19 protein-coding genes are annotated in these 17,103 nt (G+C 71.9%); 9 read left to right on the top strand and 10 right to left on the bottom strand.

Features of this window, described 5'->3' with window-relative positions:
- Positions 1-2 precede the first annotated feature (2 nt).
- Positions 3-311, top strand: coding sequence for an SHOCT domain-containing protein (locus tag B9G38_RS08625; protein WP_086220115.1), 309 nt, complete (start codon positions 3-5; stop codon positions 309-311).
- Positions 312-324: 13 nt separating this feature from the next.
- Here the strand turns inward: B9G38_RS08625 and purQ are convergent, their stop codons facing one another.
- Together purQ and purS are read right to left on the bottom strand one after the other, a co-directional pair.
- Positions 325-1,002, bottom strand: coding sequence for a phosphoribosylformylglycinamidine synthase I (gene purQ, locus B9G38_RS08620; RefSeq protein ID WP_086216575.1), 678 nt, complete (start codon positions 1,000-1,002; stop codon positions 325-327).
- Positions 1,003-1,090: 88 nt separating this feature from the next.
- On the bottom strand, positions 1,091-1,342 hold the full coding sequence (purS, locus tag B9G38_RS08615; RefSeq protein WP_004595793.1) for a phosphoribosylformylglycinamidine synthase subunit PurS: 252 nt from the start codon (positions 1,340-1,342) through the stop codon (positions 1,091-1,093).
- A 180-nt stretch (positions 1,343-1,522) separates the two neighbouring features.
- Between purS and B9G38_RS08610 the strand changes: the two genes are divergently transcribed.
- Positions 1,523-2,500 (top strand): formyltransferase family protein, encoded by a 978-nt coding sequence (locus tag B9G38_RS08610; RefSeq protein WP_086220114.1) that lies wholly within the window; start codon positions 1,523-1,525, stop codon positions 2,498-2,500.
- Positions 2,501-2,598: 98 nt separating this feature from the next.
- Positions 2,599-2,787, top strand: a complete 189-nt coding sequence (locus B9G38_RS08605) for a hypothetical protein (protein WP_049929553.1) — start codon at positions 2,599-2,601, stop codon at positions 2,785-2,787.
- A gap of 53 nt (positions 2,788-2,840) precedes the next feature.
- Here the strand turns inward: B9G38_RS08605 and B9G38_RS08600 are convergent, their stop codons facing one another.
- Genes B9G38_RS08600 through B9G38_RS08585 form a run of 4 tightly spaced genes read right to left on the bottom strand, consistent with a single transcriptional unit; the run spans position 2,841 to position 6,169 of the window.
- Complete coding sequence (locus B9G38_RS08600; protein ID WP_086220113.1) at positions 2,841-3,614, bottom strand: class I SAM-dependent methyltransferase; 774 nt, start codon at positions 3,612-3,614, stop codon at positions 2,841-2,843.
- Entirely contained in the window at positions 3,611-4,744 is a 1,134-nt protein-coding gene (locus tag B9G38_RS08595; RefSeq protein ID WP_086220112.1) for a glycosyltransferase family 4 protein, read from the bottom strand. Before B9G38_RS08595 ends, B9G38_RS08600 begins: the two co-directional genes overlap by 4 nt.
- A 7-nt stretch (positions 4,745-4,751) precedes the next feature.
- The gene (locus B9G38_RS08590; protein WP_086220111.1) at positions 4,752-5,123 is read right to left on the bottom strand and encodes a 6-carboxytetrahydropterin synthase; all 372 of its coding nucleotides are present in this window, start codon (positions 5,121-5,123) and stop codon (positions 4,752-4,754) included.
- Positions 5,111-6,169: a zinc-binding alcohol dehydrogenase gene (locus tag B9G38_RS08585; protein ID WP_086220110.1), complete on the bottom strand. Its 1,059-nt coding sequence runs from the start codon at positions 6,167-6,169 to the stop codon at positions 5,111-5,113. Before B9G38_RS08585 ends, B9G38_RS08590 begins: the two co-directional genes overlap by 13 nt.
- A gap of 166 nt (positions 6,170-6,335) precedes the next feature.
- Here B9G38_RS08585 and B9G38_RS08580 point away from each other — a divergent pair, with 166 nt between their 5' ends.
- Positions 6,336-6,716, top strand: coding sequence for a hypothetical protein (locus tag B9G38_RS08580; protein ID WP_086216580.1), 381 nt, complete (start codon positions 6,336-6,338; stop codon positions 6,714-6,716).
- A 34-nt stretch (positions 6,717-6,750) separates the two neighbouring features.
- Here the strand turns inward: B9G38_RS08580 and B9G38_RS08575 are convergent, their stop codons facing one another.
- Positions 6,751-7,533, bottom strand: coding sequence for a CDP-alcohol phosphatidyltransferase family protein (locus tag B9G38_RS08575; RefSeq protein WP_086220109.1), 783 nt, complete (start codon positions 7,531-7,533; stop codon positions 6,751-6,753).
- 1 nt (position 7,534) lies between these two features.
- On the bottom strand, positions 7,535-10,474 hold the full coding sequence (locus B9G38_RS08570) for an ATP-dependent helicase (protein WP_394334917.1): 2,940 nt from the start codon (positions 10,472-10,474) through the stop codon (positions 7,535-7,537).
- A gap of 143 nt (positions 10,475-10,617) precedes the next feature.
- Here B9G38_RS08570 and cmk point away from each other — a divergent pair, with 143 nt between their 5' ends.
- Positions 10,618-11,232, top strand: a complete 615-nt coding sequence (cmk, locus tag B9G38_RS08565) for a (d)CMP kinase (RefSeq protein ID WP_086220107.1) — start codon at positions 10,618-10,620, stop codon at positions 11,230-11,232.
- 30 nt (positions 11,233-11,262) lie between these two features.
- Here the strand turns inward: cmk and B9G38_RS08560 are convergent, their stop codons facing one another.
- Together B9G38_RS08560 and B9G38_RS08555 are read right to left on the bottom strand one after the other, a co-directional pair.
- Positions 11,263-12,276: a hypothetical protein gene (locus B9G38_RS08560; protein WP_086220106.1), complete on the bottom strand. Its 1,014-nt coding sequence runs from the start codon at positions 12,274-12,276 to the stop codon at positions 11,263-11,265.
- A 137-nt stretch (positions 12,277-12,413) separates the two neighbouring features.
- On the bottom strand, positions 12,414-12,884 hold the full coding sequence (locus B9G38_RS08555; RefSeq protein WP_086216584.1) for an MGMT family protein: 471 nt from the start codon (positions 12,882-12,884) through the stop codon (positions 12,414-12,416).
- 130 nt (positions 12,885-13,014) lie between these two features.
- Here B9G38_RS08555 and trpC point away from each other — a divergent pair, with 130 nt between their 5' ends.
- The 4 genes from trpC to B9G38_RS08535 all read left to right on the top strand — a co-directional run bounded on the left by trpC (position 13,015) and on the right by B9G38_RS08535 (position 16,911).
- Positions 13,015-13,869, top strand: a complete 855-nt coding sequence (gene trpC, locus B9G38_RS08550; RefSeq protein WP_086220105.1) for an indole-3-glycerol phosphate synthase — start codon at positions 13,015-13,017, stop codon at positions 13,867-13,869.
- On the top strand, positions 13,866-15,179 hold the full coding sequence (gene trpB / locus B9G38_RS08545; protein ID WP_049929566.1) for a tryptophan synthase subunit beta: 1,314 nt from the start codon (positions 13,866-13,868) through the stop codon (positions 15,177-15,179). Before trpC ends, trpB begins: the two co-directional genes overlap by 4 nt.
- Positions 15,180-16,034 (top strand): tryptophan synthase subunit alpha, encoded by an 855-nt coding sequence (gene trpA / locus B9G38_RS08540; protein ID WP_086220104.1) that lies wholly within the window; start codon positions 15,180-15,182, stop codon positions 16,032-16,034.
- Positions 16,035-16,119: 85 nt separating this feature from the next.
- A complete protein-coding gene (locus tag B9G38_RS08535; RefSeq protein ID WP_049929569.1) occupies positions 16,120-16,911 on the top strand; it encodes a 2-amino-3,7-dideoxy-D-threo-hept-6-ulosonate synthase in 792 nt (263 codons plus the stop codon).
- The last annotated feature ends 192 nt before the right edge of the window (positions 16,912-17,103 follow it).

Raw genomic sequence — 17,103 nt, 5'->3', positions numbered from 1 at the left:
GGATGGGCGGTATGGGCGGCGCGACGGGGCTCGTTTCGCTCGTCGCCGTCCTCGCGGTCGCGGCGCTGCTCGGGGCGAGCGTCGTCGGCGTCCGGGCGTTGGCTCGTGACGCCGACGGAAAATCGAAGTCGGACGGAGCGGACGAAACTGCGGTCGAACGCCTCCAGCGACGGTACGCGGAGGGCGAACTCACGGAGGCGGAGTTCGAGCGGGCGCTGGAGCGCGAACTGGGGAGCGACGGGACGACCGAAGCCGGGGCGGGGCCGGTCGGCGAACCGGACCCGGCGCGGGAAGCGAAGCGGGCGCGGTAGGGTCGGGACGCGGTCAGGCGAACGCTTCGAGGATCCCCGCGCCGTCCGTGCTGCGGCCGAGGTCCGGGAGCGTGGCGCGCTCGGGGTGAGGCATCAGCACCGCGACCGTCTCGCGCTCGCCGAGGACCCCGGCGACGTTGTCGGTCGAGCCGTTCGGGTTCGCGGCGTCGGTGACGTTCCCGTCGGCGTCGCAGTACCGGAAGAGGACGCGGTCGTCGCCGACGAGGTCGGCGTGGGCGTCCGCGCTTATCTCGAAGCGCCCCTCGCCGTGGGCGATCGGGACCTCGATCACGTCGCCCTCGTCGTAGGCGGCGGTCCACGGCGTGTCAGCGCGCTCGACGCGCAGGTGGACCGGCTCACACTGGAAGCGCGCGGAGGCGTTTGTGGTGAACGCGCCGGGCGTCAACCCGGACTCCGAGCCGATCTGCGCGCCGTTACAGACCCCGATCACGGGGACGCCCTCGTCGGCCGCCTCGCGGACCTCCGCCATGATCGGATCGCGCGCCGCCATCGCGCCGGCGCGGAGGTAGTCGCCGTAGGAGAACCCGCCGGGGAGGACGATCCCGTCGGGGTCGTCGGGGAGGCCGTCCGCGTGCCAGACGCGCTCGGCGTCGACGCCGAGGTGGTCCAGCGCGCGGACCGCGTCGCGGTCACAGTTGGAGCCGCCGAACTGGACGACGGCGACCGTCACGCCGCCCACCTCGCTTGGGCGGCCGCGACCGTCGGGTCGGCGCGGGTCGCGCCGGTGACGATCGGCGTCGTCTCGACGACGGCGACCGTCATCGCTCCGCGACCGCCACGTCGTAGTCGTGGATCGTGGGGTTCGCGAGCAGCCGCTCGGCCATCTCGTCGGCGCGGTCGGCGGCCTCGTCGGCGTCGGCGGCGTCAAGGTCGACCTCGAACCGGTCGGCCGAGCGGAGGTCCGACAGCTCGAACCCGAGCCGTTCGAGCGCCTGTTGGGTCGTCTCGGCCTCCGGGTCGAGGACGCCCCGCTTCAGCCGGACCGTCACCGTCGCCGTGTATGCTGTCATGGTCGTTGGTGCGGAGTCGTGTGTAAAAACCGTTTTGGAACGCCGTTTATACGCATATTTGTGGATACATACCGGTCTTTCGTGCGGGAAGCAGAAACGGCGCGGAACGAAAGGGGCAAACCCCTCCGCCTTCTCCACCGGGTGTATGCAGCCGCTCGAACCCGCGGAGGTGATCGTCGCATGACCCGCGAACTGACCGAGATCACGGTCGTCGGAGGAGACAAGACCGGACTCATCGCGCGGGTCACCTCCCTGCTGTTCGAGCGGGGAATCAACATCGAGGACCTCGACCAGGCGGTCCGCGAGGGCGTCTTCCGGATGACGACTCGCGTCGACACCGCCGAGATGGAGACCTCGCGCGGCGAGCTCCGGCGCGCGCTCGCCGAGCTCGGCCGCGAGCTCGACGTCGACATCCAAGTCCGGTTCCCGAGCGACCGCGACGCGCGCCGCGTCGCGCTGCTCGTCACGAAGGAGACGCACGCCCCCGAGGCTCTGTTAGAGGCGGAGGAGCGCGGCGAACTCGCGGACGACGGCGAGGCTGAGATCCCGGTGGTCATCGGCAACCGCGGCGACCTGCGGTCGCTCGCGGAGCGCTACGACAAGCCGTTCTACGACGTGGGCGACGGCAACGGCAACACCGACGAGGGCCGGCTCCTCGACCTGCTCGCCGAGTACGACGTGGACCTCATCGCGCTGGCGCGCTACATGCGCATCCTCTCGCCGGAGGTCGTCTTCCGGTACGAGGGCCGGATTATCAACGTCCACCCCTCGCTGCTCCCGGCGTTCCCCGGTGCCGAGGCGTACCGACAGGCGAAGGACGCGGGCGTCCGAATCGCTGGCGTTACCGCCCACTACGTCACGACGGACCTCGATCAGGGCCCGGTGATCGCCCAGCGCGCCTTCGACGTGCCGCCGGGGGCCGAGGTCAACGAGATCAAGCGGCGCGGGCAGCCACTCGAGGCCGAGGTCCTGCTCGACGCGGTCCGGCTCCACCTCGCGGACGCCATCGCGGTTCACCGCGGCACCGTCCACGTCCGCGAAGACGTCGACGTCGACGCCCAACTCGGGCTGAGCGACGCCGCGGTGAACGCGAACCCGGACGAGCCGGTCGACGGCGAACCGCTCGGCCGATCGCCGCCGTCACCGTCTGACGACTGAGCGACCGCGACCGAGCCGGACCGGCGGGTCGGCCCGATCGGCGCCGTCCGAACGGTCCGCCGGGCAGTTTTAACTAAGCGCGTGCGCAACTGAGTCCAATGCCCGAGTGTCGCGCGCTGACGGCGTTTCTCGCGGACACCGCCGGGGTCGTCCGCAGCGACGAGCGCATGATTCTGCTTTTCCTGCTGCTGCTGTCGATCGCGGCGCTGGCCGTGTTCCTCCACTACACGACGCTCGTGCTCGAGGGGCTCCCGGAGCCGATTCCGACCGAGCCGATCGGCCCATAGTTCGTCCCCCGACAAGGATAGACCGGGCCGGACTCCTCCGTCGATCGAGGGCGTCAGTCGAGGCGGACCAGCAGGTCCCGGTTCGCGGCCTCATATCGGAGCCGCCCGTCGCCGAGCGCCGCTCGCCGCCGCTCCGTCCAGTCGCTCGCGTCGTATCCGGTCTCTCCGACCGCCTCTTCGACCGTATCGAGCAGGTGCGCGAGGACCGTCCGCTCGCCGGACTCGTAGGGGGGCTCGATCCGCCACGGAGACGGCCCCTCCGCGATCACGGTCGCCTCCCGAGCCAAGGCCGCCGCGCCGTCCGGGCCCCCGGCCCTGAACTCCCGCATGTGTCGGTGGTAGCGGTCGAGGACGGCGTCGTCGTCGGGGTCCGCTGGCGCGAAGCGCGTCTCGCCGTCATAGGTTATCGGCGCGTACGCGACGGGGGCCACGTCCGCGAGGGCGGCGACCGCGGGCGCCGCGTCGACCACGTCGAAGAACGCGCAGCCGACGACGGCGTCGAACCGGTCTCCCGCGGCCACCGCCTTGCTCACAGCGTCGAAGGCATCGGCGACGCGGTACTCGACGGCCACGTCGCCCACCGCCTCCCCGACCCGGGCCTCGCCCGCGGCGAGCGCGGCCTCGTGGGCGTCGACCGCTACCCACCGGCCCCCCTCGATCACGCCCCAGTCGACGAGGCGCTCGACCATCGTCGCCGTCCCGGCGCCGACTTCGAGTATCTCCGGCTCCGGCGGGAGTTCGGCGGCGAACCGATCGAGGACCTCGCGGTTCAGAGAGCGGTCGTCGAGCGCCCGCTTCGCGTCGAGGTACGTCGCGTGGTCGGTCACGCGGCGTCACCCCGCGGCCTCTCGCTACCGGTCGCCGCCAGGAAGTCGACGACGCGGTCGAGCGTCTCGGGCCACCCCGGGCGCGCCTCGTAGTCGCGGCGCGCGGCGATCCCCATCTCCGCCAGCCGGTCGCGGTCGTCGAGGTCCCGGAGCGCCCGGGACACGGCGCGGGGGTCGCTAGGCGGAACGAGGACCCCGGAGTCGCCGTCGCGGACGAACTCGCTCGCCCCGCCCGCGGTCGTCGCCAGCGGAACGCAGCCGAACCCCATCGCTTCCAGGTACACCATACCGAACGGCTCGTACTGCGAGGGCACCGCGAGGACGTGGCTCTCGCGCAGCCGCGCCGCGACGGTCGCGTCGTCGAGTCGGCCGGCGAACCGGACCCGGTCGCCGATCCCGGCCTCGGCGGTCATGCCCTCCACGCGCTCGACGTGCTCGGGCGCGATCGTCCGATCGCCGACGACGGTCAGCCGCCAGTCGACCGCGGCGCGGTCGAGCCGGGCGACTCCCTCCACGAGCGTATCGAGCCCCTTCCGCGGGACGACGTTGCCGAGGAACGTCACCTCCAGCGGGCCGGATCGCGCTCGCTCGCGGATCTCCGAGGCGGAGACCACCGGTTCGAAGCGGTCGCCGGCCGGCGGCGCGACCACGCTGCGCGCCGGCCCGCCGAGCCCGGCCGCGTCCCGGCGGGTCGTCTCGGCGTTGTACACCGCGGCGTCGACCCCGCGGAGGAATCGGCGCTCGATCGCCGCGACCCCGCGCCGACCGAGTTCGGCGCGGACCCGCTCGCCGGCTCCCGTCCCGCTCGATCGCACCCCTTCAGCCGCCCGCGCACGCCACGCGATCATGTGGACGAGCGCGACCGACGGCGCGTCGAGCCGTCGGTTGGCGCACAGCACGGAGGGGTGCGCCAGCCCGTCCTCAACGACGACGTCGAACTCCGAGAGCCGGTCGGCGAGCCGGCGGGCGCGGAGGTTCGGCGCGAGTCGCTCCCGGTACGAGCCCCGCGGGAGCGAGACGACCTCGACCGCGTGCCCGCGATCGCGGAGCCGGTCGCGGAGCCGCCGGTCGTAGTAGAACCCGCCGGACTCGGACTCGATGTCGCCGGCGAGGACGAGCGTGACGCGCATCGGACGGTCACCGCAGGTCGCCGGTGAACGAGACGCTCGCCACGTCGTCCTCGCGGACGGTCACCGTCAACTCCGTCGCGGCCGAGGCGTCGACGGTCGCGAGCGCGTCGAACAGCGCCCGGGCCAGACGCTCGGCGCTCGGGTTGCCCTCTAGGTGGTCGTTGAGCGTCTCGTCGCGGTAGCGCTCCGCGGCGTCGCTCAGGGCGTCGAGCGCGAGGTCGATATCGAGCAGGTAGCCGTACTCGCCCAGTTCCGGGCCGCGGAACGTCGCCTCCGCGGTGAACACGTGAGAGTGAAGCGCCGCCTCGTCGGTTGGCGGGTTGGGGACGGTGAGGTAGTGCTGTGCGACGAACGACTCGGTGACGGTCAGTTCGTACATGGGTAAGTGAAGAGGAGTTGGAGGGTCGGCTCGCTCTCGTCCGCGAGGCGCCGGTACGCGCTCGCCGCCCGGCCGACCGGGACGCGGTCCGTGACGAGCCGGTCGGCGACGTTGAGGTCGTCGTCGAGCCGCCGGAGTTCGCGCCAGGCGGTCTCACGTCGGCGGTCCCGGTCCCAGCGCCCGCGGAGCTCCGGCGCGATGGTGGTGACCTGACTGCTGCGGACGGTGACGCGCCCGCGGTGGAAGTGGTCGCCGAAGCCGAGGTCGGCGCGCTTGGTCCCGTACCACGATCCGACGAGGACCCGGCCGTCGAACCGCGTCGTCTCGACGGCCGTTTCGAGCGTCTCGGGCCGGCCCGACACCTCGACCGCGAGGTCGACGCCGCCCGTGTGCTCGCGCACGGCGTCGACGACGCCCCCCCGCTCGCCGTATCGGCTCGGGTCGACGACGGCGTCGGCGCCGAACTCGGACGCGAGCGACCGGCGGCGGTCCTTCGGCTCGACCGCGACGACGGTCTCGGCGCCGCTCCGCGCGAGCAGCGCGGTCGTGAGCAGCCCCACGACGCCCTCGCCGAACACCGCGACGCGCTCGCCGATCCGGGGAGCGGCGTCGAGCGTCAGCGTGACCGCGGTCTCGGCGTTCGCGAACAGCGTCGCCGTCTCCGGGTCGATCCCGTCGGGGACCGGACGCAGGGCGTCCGGGGCGACGGCGAACCGGGTCTCGTGGGGGTTGAACGCGAAGACGGTGCGACCGCGCCACGCGGGGTCGACCGCGTCGCCGACCGCGGTCACGCTCCCGACGACCGCGTAGCCGTAACGGAGCGGGTACGAGAGGTCGCCGTCGAGCGCGGGCAGCTCCTCGTCCGCGACCGTCTCCGGGTCGAGTTCGCCGCGGTACGCGAGCAGCTCCGATCCGGCGCTCACCGCGGAGACGGTGGCGTCGACGACCACTTCGCCGGGACCGGGGACGGGCGCCTCCGTCGGGACGACCTCGACGCGCTCCGGACCGACGAACTCTACGGCCCGTCCGGCGTCGCCGTCGCTCACGCGGACTCACCCGTCCGCGGTCGACGACTGAGACGATGTGGCATTGGCGATCACACGGACCGATCCGTCATAAACCCACGGCGGCGACGGTCGGCGCCCCCTCGTCGGCCGTCGATTCGGGGGCGGGAGTAGACATAAGCCGACCGAGTCCGTGGGTCGCACATTCATGACACGCACCGACACCGGCGTCGACGTCGAATCGTTGACCCCCCTCCACTGGATCGGAATCCTCGCCGCGACCGTGTCCGGGATCGTCCACGTCGCGCTCGGCTTCCTGGTCGGGGGGGCGTTGGGGATCTCGTTCTTCTTCGCGACCCTGGGCTTCGGCGCGGGCGTGACGGCGATCGTCTCGGGGTACCGCCGCCGGCTGGTGTACGCGCTCGGAATCCCGTTCACCGCCGGACAGATCGTCCTGTGGTACGTCATCAACTTCGTCTTCGGGACGTACTCGTTCCCGGCCGACGTCGGCGTCTACGGCGCCGTCGACAAGGTCGCGCAGGTCGCGCTGATCGCCGTCCTCGCGGTCCTGTTGTCCCGAGAGTCCTGAGGCTCTCCGCGCGCAGACGGCGGGAGCGTTTCGGTCACTCGCGGTTCGCGGTCGGCGGGTCGTCGCGGCCGAGCCGTCCCGTCGCGGCCGCCCAATCGCGGGCGAAACTCGCCAGCAGCGCCGCGAGCGCGACGCCCGCGAACGCGGCGAGCGGGGAGGCCGCCCGAGCGCCCCCGACGCCCGGCACGAGCGCGACCGCGACGGCGGCGAACTGCGCGGTGCCGACGAACGGGCGGACCCGGCTCGGCGGGAGCTCGTACACCGGCGCGCCGGTCCGCCGCCGCCACCACAATGACCCTGCGTAGGCGTACCAGACGCCGCCGGCGAGGAGGTACCACGCCGGGAGCGCCCCGAGCGCGACGGCGACCGCGGCCCCGACGAGGACGGCCAGCGCGTCGGTCGCGCCGTCGAGGCGAGCGCCGAGGATCGTCTCCCGTGTCCGGCGGGCGACCGCCCCGTCGACCGCGTCGAGGCCGACCGCGCCCGCGAACAGCGCGGCGGGGATCCACGGGTGCGGCGGGGCGGCCGCCAGCGCGCCGGCGAGGACCGACGCGAGCCAGCCGCGGAACAGCGTGATCGCGTTCGCCGGGCCGAGCCGCGGGCGCGGCCCGTCGACGCCGGGTCGGTGGTTCGCACCGAGGTGGGTCCACGCGTACGCCGCCAGGTACGCGCCCGGTCCGGCCGCGGCGAGGACCCACGCGGTCCCGAACGTGCGCCACAGCGCGGCGAGCCCGAGCGCGCCGAGTGTCACCGCGCCGGCGAACCGGAGCCGGAGCCGGGAGCGCGGCGACGCCGTCGACGGCGCGGGCTCCGCCATCTCAGTCGCCCTCCCGGTCCCCGGGCGGTTCGGCGCCGCGGTCGGCGCTCCGCGGCCCGTCGCCGATTTCCTCCAGGACGCGGGCGTGGAACTCCCGCAGGACCGCGGACTCGTCGTCAGCGATGACCGTGTCGGAGTCGACGAGCGTCGCCAGACCGAACGCGAGCGGGCTCGGCGAGTCGACGACGCGGTGTTCGACCGCGAGGTTGCCGCCCGCGATCCGGCCGACGGCCTTGCGGATCCCGCCCACGTCGAGGCGGTCCTCCAGCAGTTCGCGGTACGTCTCCTCCAACACGGCGAACTCCTCCAGATCGGCCGCGAACGACAGCAACATTTCGGCGGAGACCTGCTGTTCGGCCGCCGACTTCTCGTACCCCTTGTACCGCTTCAGGATGAGCAGCGCGCGCCCGGCGTTGATCCGGAAGTAGCGCTGGAGCAGGTCGGTCCCCTGAACAGCCTCGCGGAGGTCCTCCCGGACCGTCTCCGGGTCGAGGTCGGCGAGGATACCCGCCACGTCGACCTTGCGGTTGAGCGGGAGCGCGAGGCTGAACCCGCGATCCGCGACCGCGACCGCGACGTTGGCGTCGGTCCGGTTCGCCACCGCCGCCGCGACGAGCCGCGAGAGGCCGTCGTTGAACCGGCGCCCGTACGTCGAGTGGACGTAGAAGCGGCGCTTGTACTCGCTCCGGTCGAGCTCCTCCTCGACGACGAGGCGGTCGGGCGTCGAGACGGCCTCGGCGCCGGCGTACCGGACCTGCTCGTCGTACATCCGGGCGAGCGCGCGGACGGCGTTCCCGTCGAGGGGGAACTCGCGGAGCCACGCTCGGACCGCGGCGGGGCCGGCGCTCGGGTCATCGCCGGCCAGCCGGTCGAGGAGTTCGGCCTGGAACGCCAACACCTCGCGGGCGAGGTCCGCCGAGAGGGGAAGTCGCTCGGCGAACCACGAGGGGACGGTCGGGCGCTCGCTCGTCCGGTCGGCGTACACCTTCGAGCCGCGGCGGTAGCGGAACGCGAACCGCTCGCCGCCAAGCGCGAACACGTCGCCGGACTCCAGCGTGTCGAGATACGACTCGTCGAGCGTGCCGACCCACTTGTCGTCGCGCGTGAACACGTCGCAGGTGAACGAGTCGGGGATCGTCCCTACGTTCGTCATGTAGATGACCCGCGCGAGCCGCCCGCGCTTCCCGACGAGCGTCTCGCCGACCGGGTACTCGGGGTAGTGGTGCTCGCCGTCGGGCGGGTCGTTGCCGTCGCGCCACACCTTCGGGTAGACGTTCTTCTCCTCCAGTCCGTCGTAGTCGCCGGTGAGGTACCGGAACAGCCGCTCGTACGCCTCGTCGTCGAAGCCGCGGTACGGGTGCGCGCGGCGCAGCACCTCCCGGACCTCGCGGTCGGGGCGGATCCGGTTGATGGCCATCCCGTACACGTGCTGGGCGGCAACGTCGTAGGCGCCCTCGGGCGGGAACACCCGGTCCACGAACCCCTCCTCGGCGCGCGCGAGCAGCGTCGCGCACTCGATCAGCTCGTCCCGGTCGAGGGCGAACACCCGTCCCTCGACGGTCTCGCCCGGGCTGTGGCCCGCCCGGCCGACGCGCTGGAGCAGCGCCGCGACCGACTTCGGCGAGCCGACCTGAACCACGAGGTCGAGGTGTGGCATGTCGATGCCGAGCTCGAGGCTCGTCGAGGTGGTGACCACGTCGAGATCGCCCGACTTCAGCCCCTCCTCGACCCGCGTTCGCTGCGTCTCGCCGAGGCTCCCGTGGTGGACGCCCGAGTCCGACTCGTCGTAGTCGAACCGCTGGCGGAGCTCCTGAAGGGTTCGCTCGGCGCCAGACCGTGAGTTCGTGAACACGAGCGTGTTCTTGTGGGCCTCGACGAGGTCGTGAAGCGATTCGTAGAAGCGGTCGGTCACCGCCGACCGCGGCGTGTGGATGAGGTCGGCCGCCGGCGTCCGGAGTTCGAGGTCGAACTCGCGGGCGAACCGCGCGTCGACCACCTCGCAGGGGCGCGTCTCGAATCCCTCGAACTCGCCGACGGCGCCCGCGGCGCGCTCGCGCCCCACGAGGAACGAGGCGATCCCGTCGAGCGGCTCGACCGTCGCCGAGCAGCCGATCCGGGTGATGTCGCCGGGCGCGTGCGGCGCCGGGCCGCCGGCCGATTCGCCTGCGTCCGGGCCCTCGTTGCGCGCCAGTTCCGTCAGTCGCTCCAGCGACACCGCGAGGTGGGTACCGCGCTTGTTCGCCGCCAGCGAGTGGATCTCGTCGACGATCACGTACTCGACGGTCCGGAGCTTCTCTTTGAACTTCGGCGAGTTGAGCAGGATCGCCAGCGTCTCCGGCGTGGTGTTGAGGACGTGCGGCGTCTCCGAGAGCATCGCCCGCCGGTCCGCCTTCGAGGTGTCGCCGTGGCGGATCGCCTGCCTGACGCCGGGGTCGTAGGCGCCGTCCTCGCCCGCCGCGTCGTCGCCGTCCGCCTCCGCGGCGGCGACCGCCTCGCCGATCCCCTCCAAGGGCGCCTCCAGGTTGCGCTCGATGTCGTTCGCGAGCGACTTCAGCGGCGAGACGTAGAGGCAGTAGACGGAGTTCTCGAGTTCGCCGTCGCGGTCGCGGGCGAAGAGGTCGTCGAGGACCGCGAGGAAGGAGGCGAGCGTCTTCCCGCTGCCGGTCGGGGCGGCGACGAGGCAGTTCTCCCCGGCGTCGACGTGGGGGATCGCCTCGCGCTGCGGCGGCGTGAAGAAGCCGCCGTTCTCGCCGACGTACGCGCCGAAACGTTCGACCCACCAGCGGCGGACCGGCGGCGAGAGCCGGGCGAGCACGTCGGCGTCCGCGATCGGGACCGACTCCGGGTCGAAGTCGGGGTCGGCGATCGCGCCGCGCTCGACCGCGTCGCGGAGGAGCGCCCGCGCGGCGGCCTCGTCGCCGCGGTCCGTGGTTTCGCTCACGGCGATCACGAGGGCTCCGGACGGGAAATCGGTTGCGTCGAACCGCGTCGCCCGCCCGGCGGCGAGACGGCCCGCCCGGCCGGTCCGGCGGGCGTTCCCGCAACCGACCCGTTTATCCGACGGCCTTCCGTGGCGCAACACGCATGAGCGGCACCCCGCCGGAGCCCGACAGACGGATCGACCGGAACCTGTTCGTCACCGTCTCCGGCCCGCCGGGCTGCGGGGCGACGACGCTCGTCGAGGGGATCGCCGACGCGCTCGACTGCGGCTACGTCTCCGGGGGCGAGCTGTTCCGCGAAATCGCGGCCGAGCGGGACATGAGCCTCTCGCAGCTCATCGCCGAGACCGGCGAGTCCGAGGAGATCGACCGGGCGCTCGACCAGCGGCTCCGTCGCATCGCCGAGAAATGGGGAACCGCGAACAAGGCGTTCGTGCTGGAGTCGCGGCTGGCGGGCTGGCTCGCCGGCAACCGCGCCGACATCCGGATCTGGCTCGACGCGCCCGACGAGGTCCGCGCGGACCGCACGGCCGACCGCGAGGAGATGACCTCGGAGATGCAGGTCCGGGAGGTAATCGAGGAGCAGCGGTACAAGTCCTACTACGGGATCGACCTGTCCGACCGCTCGATCTACGACCTCGCGATCAACACGGGGCGGTGGGACGCCGAGGCGACGCTCGACGTCGCGCTCACCGGGATCGAGCGCTACGACGTCGACGCCGACGAGGGCGCGTTCGACACGCCCGACTTCGAGATCTGAGCCGGCCGGTCGGCCGGGCTGCCGTCGCGGTCAGAACTGGAAGACCGCGCTGAACTGGTTCACGTGCCAGGGGCCGGGGTAGACGCCCCACACTTGGTCGTCGTAGTGGAACGCGCCGACGAAGTGGATCTCGTCCTCCTCTCGCAGGTCGTTCGCGATCTCGCTGAGTCGGTCCGCGCTCTGCTCGTAGTCGTCGGCCTCGCCGACGAACGGGTATCCCGGCTCGTTGAACCCGGGGATCCCGGTCAGGTCGCCGCCCTCGTTGAAGACGCGAATCCCGCCGTCGCCGTTCTCGTCGACCGTGAAGTCGTTCTCCGAGTCGCCGTCGTCGCCGAACTTCTGGCCGAGGTTGTGGAAGCCGACCAGCCCGTTCCCGGCGGGCGTCACGAACGGGTCGCTCGGGCCGAGGTCGCTGTCGTCCGCGAGCGCGGCGAACTTGACGACCCAGATCGTGTACTGACCGTTCGGCAGCGCGTTCTCGACGTTGATGTTGACGCGCGTTCCGGTCGCGCCGCCGTTCCCATTGCCGTTCCCGCCGTTCCCGTTGTCCGGCTTCACGCCGCCGACGGTCGCCGTTCCGCCGACCGCGCCGTATTCGCCCCACGTCACCGGGGCCCACGAGCCGTCGTACCTTTCCTCGCGGTCGTACCCCGCCGGCGGTCGGACGACCTGATGCTTCCCGTCGTTCAGCGAGCGACCGAGCGTCGAGTCGTACTCCTCGCTCCCCTCGATGATCTCATCGAGCGGGGTCGAGACCGGCGCCGGATCGAACGGTTCAACGTCCGGGTCGAACGGCGGGACCTCCCCGGCTGCGTTCGTGATGAAGTTCGGGTTCGGTAAGACGTTGATCTCCGCGCTGGCACCGTTGTCGCCCCCGCCGTTTCCGTTCCCGCCGTTTCCGTTACCCTTCCTCTGCTTCGCGCTCGCGGTCGTGCTCGACAACCCGGCGAACCCGGCAACTCCGAGGAAGCCGAGCGCCCCCCGACGCGACATCGCAGTCATCGGTCCGTCCGTCTCCGCTCCCGTTCGCTTCTCACCGTTCATGTCGAATCACCAACGACAGTTGTAACGGCCCGGGCGCGGCGGTATTAGAGCCGGCTCGGTCGTGTATCTATAATGAACGATAACAAAGACTTCTTATACGCGATACGCCGGTCTCGCGCGCTGACGCCGGGGTGCCGTTACCGAGAGATTCCCTCAACGCGCCGGAGCTCGCTCCGCACGTCGCTCGGCGTCGCGTACGGCCCGCCGCTCACCCGGTGGTCCGGCAGCAGGACCGGGATCGGGTTGTCGGCGAGCGCTCCCGTCACGACCTTCAGGTCGTCCGGGTCGTCGGGGTCGAACCCGCCGAGCCGCGCGAGTCGGCTCACGGAGACCTCCTCGCCGTACGGGACGCTCCGGAGCGCCTCCAGCGCCTCGCGCCGGTCCGTCGGAACCGTGAGGCCGAGCGCGACCTCGGCGAACTCGTCGCGCTCGCCGCCGAGGTACGCGTCGATCCTGTCTAACAGGTCGTGGTCGCCGTCGGCGTCGCCGGGGTGCTCGGCGGGGAACGACACCGAGATGACGCGACCGCCGGCGAACCCGATCTGGACGGTCCGACCGATCTCGTCGAACTGCCGGGCGAAGACGCCGGACGTACCGGACAGGCTCATACCCTTCATTGGAAGGGTGAATCACTTAAGTCATCGGCACGGGAACGTGTTCGGCTTCTCTGTGAGAAGCCACGGCGCCCCGGCCGCCCCCGCAAGCCTTATGAACAGATACGTACATTAGTGTATAGTAATGGACGATCCAGACGAGCTGGCGCCGGCGGTCAGGTCGATCCTGTCCGGCGCCCGGGAGCGGGCGAGCGCGGCCCGGGGAGCCGACGGGGACATCTCGGTCTCGCCGCGCGACCTCTCGGCCGCGTTCGAACGGGCCGACGCCGAGGACCGCGTCCCGCTTATCGCCGAGGTGAAGCCCACGAGCCCGACGACCGAGGGGAGCCGCGAGGACGATCCCGTCGCGCTCGCGGAGGGGATGGTCACCGGCGGGGCGGCCGCGCTGAGCGTGCTCACCGAGCCGGGGCACTTCGGCGGGAGCGTCGACACCCTCGAACGCGTGCGCGACGCGGTAGACGTACCGGTCCTCCGGAAGGACTTCGTCGTCGAGGAGGCGCAGCTCGACGCCGTCGAGAGCGACGTGGTCCTGCTCATCGCCCGCTTCGTCGGCGACGACCTCCCGACACTGCTCGAGGCCGCCCGAGACCGGGGATTCCAGGTCCTCGTCGAGGTCCACGACCGGGAGGAGCTGGAGCGCGCGCTCGACGCGGGCGCGACGACGATCGGCGTGAACAACCGCGACCTCGCGGAGCTAGTCGTCGACCTCGGAACCTTCGAGTCCGTGGCGCCCCAGGTCCCGGACGAGGTCACGCTGATCGCCGAGAGCGGCATCGGATCGCCCGCCGACGTCCGCCGGATGCGGGCCGCGGGCGCCGACGCGCTGCTCGTCGGGAGCGCGATCATGGAGGGCGACGTGGCGGCGAACACCCGCGAACTGGTGCGGACGGAGGCCGGCGGCGACGAGGCGACCGCGGACGGCGATGACGCGGCGGCCGCGGACGACGACGCGACGGAGACAACGGAGACACCCACATGAGCGAGACCGACACGCGGACGACGGAAGCAACGGACGGCGCGGTGCCCTCGCGGCGACCGGGCCGCGAGCGCGGGCGCGACGACGGGAAGTTCGGCCGGTACGGCGGCCAGTACGTCCCGGAAGCGCTGATGCCCGCCATCGAGGAGCTGGCCGACGCGTACGAGCGCTACGTCCTGAACAACGAGGACGGGTTCATGGACGAGTTCCGCGAGCGGCTCGCGGCGTTCGGCGGGCGGCCGACGCCGCTCCAGCGCGCCGACCGGCTCTCGGAGCGCTACGACACGGAGGTGTTCCTCAAGCGCGAGGACCTCCTCCACGGCGGCGCCCACAAGCTGAACAACGCGCTCGGGCAGGTCCTCTTGGCGAAGTACATGGGCAAAGAGCGCATCATCGCGGAGACGGGCGCCGGCCAGCACGGCACCGCGACGGCCATGGCGGCCGCGCACCTGGACATGCCCTGTACGATCTACATGGGCGAGCGCGACATCAACCGCCAGCGCCCCAACGTGTTCCGGATGAAGCTCAACGGGTCGGAGGTCAAGCCCGTCACCACCGGGCGCGGCACCCTCAAGGAGGCCATCTCCGAGACGATGCGCGACTGGGCGGAGACCGTTGAGGACACCCACTACGTGATCGGGTCGATCGTCGGCCCGCACCCGTTCCCGGTCATGGTCCGCGACTTCCAGGCGGTCATCTCCGAGGAGGCGCGCGAGCAAGCGATCGAAAAGACGGGCGGGCTCCCGACCGACGTGGTCGCCTGCGCGGGCGGCGGGTCGAACACGATGGGCACGTTCGCCGACTTCGTCGACGACGAGTCCGTCGCCCTCCACGCGGTCGAGGCGGGCGGCTCCACCCTCGAAGTCGACGAGGAGGAGGGCGTCGCGCCGAACTCCGCGTCGCTGTACGCGGGCGACGAGGGCGTCCTCCACGGGGCGCGGACGAAGCTGCTCCAGGACTCGGACGGGCAGATCATGGAGAGCCACTCCGTCTCCTCCGGGCTCGACTACGCCGGCGTCGGTCCGGAGCTCGCGTACCTCGTCGACGAGGGCCGCGTCGACCCGGTCGCGGTCGACGACGACGCCGCCTTGGAGGGGTTCCACCGGCTCTCGAACACGGAGGGGATCATCCCGGCGCTGGAGACGGCGCACGCGTTCGGCTACCTCGAGGAGCACCACGAGGACCTCGGCGAGCGCGTGATCGTGAACGTCTCGGGGCGCGGCGACAAGGACCTCGACGCCGCCATCGAGGAGACCGACCAGCGGGACGTGCCGAACGCGCCGGACATGTCGATGTTCACGGAGGGAATCTGAATGGGGGAGCCCGCCAACTCCTCGGCGATCGCCGCGGCGTTCGCGGACGGCCCGGCCTACGTCCCGTACCTCGTCGTCGGCGATCCGGACTACGAGTCGTCGAAGGCGTACGTCGAGGCGCTCGACCGCGGCGGCGCGGACGTGATCGAGCTCGGCCTCCCCTTCTCCGAGCCGATCGCGGAGGGGTCGACGATACAGGAGGCGCTCGTCCGCTCGCTCGACGCGGGGATGACGCCGGGGCGGTTCTTCGCGTTCGCGGAGGACCTCGACGTGGACGCCGCGTTAGTCTGTATGACGTACTACAATCTCATTTACCAGTACGGTGAGGGCGAGGGACCGCGGCCCTTCGTCGAGCGCGCCGCCGCGGCCGGGATTCAGGGCCTCGTCGTCCCCGACCTGCCGGCCGAGGAGGCGGACCCGCTGCGCGAGGCCTGCGACGAGTTCGGGCTCGACCTCGTCTTCATCGTCGCGCCGACGACGCGCGCGGACCGCCTCGACCGGCTCATGGAGCGCGTCTCAGGCTACGTGTACGTCCAGGCCCGGCTCGGGACGACCGGCGCCCGGGACGACGTCTCAGACCAGACCACGGCGAGCCTCGACCGGCTCCGCGAGTACGACGTGCCGAAGGCGGTCGGGTTCGGCATCTCGTCCGGCGAGCACGCCGAGCGGATCGTCGCTGGCGGCGCCGACGGGATCATCGTCGGCTCCGCGCTGGTCGACATCGTCGCCGAGGGCGTCGCGGAGGACCTCCCGACCGCGGCGGTCGCCGACCGGCTGGAGGCGCTCTCCCGCGAACTGACCGAGGGCGCGGAGCGCGGCCGCCGCTCGCGGGCCGAGGCGACAGAGTCGGTCTGATCCCGGCGCCTCGGAGCCAATACGTCCCCGAACGAAACCCACTTACCTACGATTGCCACACTCTCACACAACGACCCACCCCACTATGACAGCAGGACTCTCGGCACGACTCGACCGCATCTCCACGAACGACCGCTACCTGATCGTCCCGATGGACCACGGGATCACGATGGGCGCCGTCGAGGGGCTCGTCGACATCGAGTCGACGATCGACGGCGTCACCAGCGGCGGGGCGGACGCGGTGCTCACCCAGCGCGGGATCGCGGAGCGGGTCCACCCGAACAAGAACGACGCGGGGTACATCGTCCACCTCAACGGCTCGACGACGATCGGCCCCGACGAGAGCGACAAGCGCGTCACCGGCACGGCGGCGGACGCGGTCCGGGCCGGCGCCGACGCCGTCTCCTTCCACATCAACGTCGGCTCGGAGTACGAGCCGAACCAGATCGAGGACCTCGCGGAGCTGACCGCCGACGCGGAGCGGCTGGGGCTCCCCGTCCTCGCGATGGCGTACGCCCGGGGCCCGGGCGTCGACGAGTCCGATCCGGAGGCCCTCGGACACGCCGTCAGGCTCGCCGAGGAGCTCGGCGCCGACGTGGTGAAGACCGGGTATTCGGGCGACGGCGACTCGTTCGCCCGCGTGACGGAGTCGACGCGGCTCCCCGTCGTCATCGCCGGCGGCTCGAAGGGCACCGACCGGGAGACGGTCGAGATGGTACGCGGCGCGATGGATGGCGCCGCCGCCGGGGTGTCGATGGGGCGGTCGATCTTCCAGCACGACGACCCGGAGGGGATCGCGAGAGCGGTGTCGGCGGTCGTCCACGACGACGCCGGCGTCGACGAGGCGCTGCGGGCAGGCGGGTTCGTCGAGGCCTGAGGGCGGGCCGAGCGCCCGCGGTCGACCGTGCGAGATCCGGTCGGACTCCCTGTTCCTTTCGCAGTTTTCAAGCCGCCGCGCCGTGAGGTTCCGACAATGACACGCACGGTCTGGGTCAAAGCCGACGGCGCCGTCGGCGACTGGGAGGCGCGCAAGCGACGGGTCACCGCCGCCATCGAGGCCGGCGCGGAC

The sequence above is a fragment of the Halorubrum sp. SD612 genome (assembly GCF_002135005.1).
Note: the sequence above shows the minus strand (reverse complement) of the source record. Positions and strands in the feature narration are given on the sequence as shown.

Coding starts and splice junctions, on each gene's coding strand:
- B9G38_RS08625 (WP_086220115.1), top strand. CDS start 3: ATGGGCGGTATGGGCGGCGCGACGGGGCTCGTTTCGCTCGTCGCCGTC.
- purS (WP_004595793.1), bottom strand. CDS start 1,342: ATGACAGCATACACGGCGACGGTGACGGTCCGGCTGAAGCGGGGCGTC.
- B9G38_RS08610 (WP_086220114.1), top strand. CDS start 1,523: ATGACCCGCGAACTGACCGAGATCACGGTCGTCGGAGGAGACAAGACC.
- B9G38_RS08605 (WP_049929553.1), top strand. CDS start 2,599: ATGCCCGAGTGTCGCGCGCTGACGGCGTTTCTCGCGGACACCGCCGGG.
- B9G38_RS08595 (WP_086220112.1), bottom strand. CDS start 4,744: ATGCGCGTCACGCTCGTCCTCGCCGGCGACATCGAGTCCGAGTCCGGC.
- B9G38_RS08590 (WP_086220111.1), bottom strand. CDS start 5,123: ATGTACGAACTGACCGTCACCGAGTCGTTCGTCGCACAGCACTACCTC.
- B9G38_RS08580 (WP_086216580.1), top strand. CDS start 6,336: ATGACACGCACCGACACCGGCGTCGACGTCGAATCGTTGACCCCCCTC.
- B9G38_RS08575 (WP_086220109.1), bottom strand. CDS start 7,533: ATGGCGGAGCCCGCGCCGTCGACGGCGTCGCCGCGCTCCCGGCTCCGG.
- cmk (WP_086220107.1), top strand. CDS start 10,618: ATGAGCGGCACCCCGCCGGAGCCCGACAGACGGATCGACCGGAACCTG.
- B9G38_RS08560 (WP_086220106.1), bottom strand. CDS start 12,276: ATGAACGGTGAGAAGCGAACGGGAGCGGAGACGGACGGACCGATGACT.
- B9G38_RS08555 (WP_086216584.1), bottom strand. CDS start 12,884: ATGAGCCTGTCCGGTACGTCCGGCGTCTTCGCCCGGCAGTTCGACGAG.
- trpC (WP_086220105.1), top strand. CDS start 13,015: ATGGACGATCCAGACGAGCTGGCGCCGGCGGTCAGGTCGATCCTGTCC.
- trpB (WP_049929566.1), top strand. CDS start 13,866: ATGAGCGAGACCGACACGCGGACGACGGAAGCAACGGACGGCGCGGTG.
- trpA (WP_086220104.1), top strand. CDS start 15,180: ATGGGGGAGCCCGCCAACTCCTCGGCGATCGCCGCGGCGTTCGCGGAC.
- B9G38_RS08535 (WP_049929569.1), top strand. CDS start 16,120: ATGACAGCAGGACTCTCGGCACGACTCGACCGCATCTCCACGAACGAC.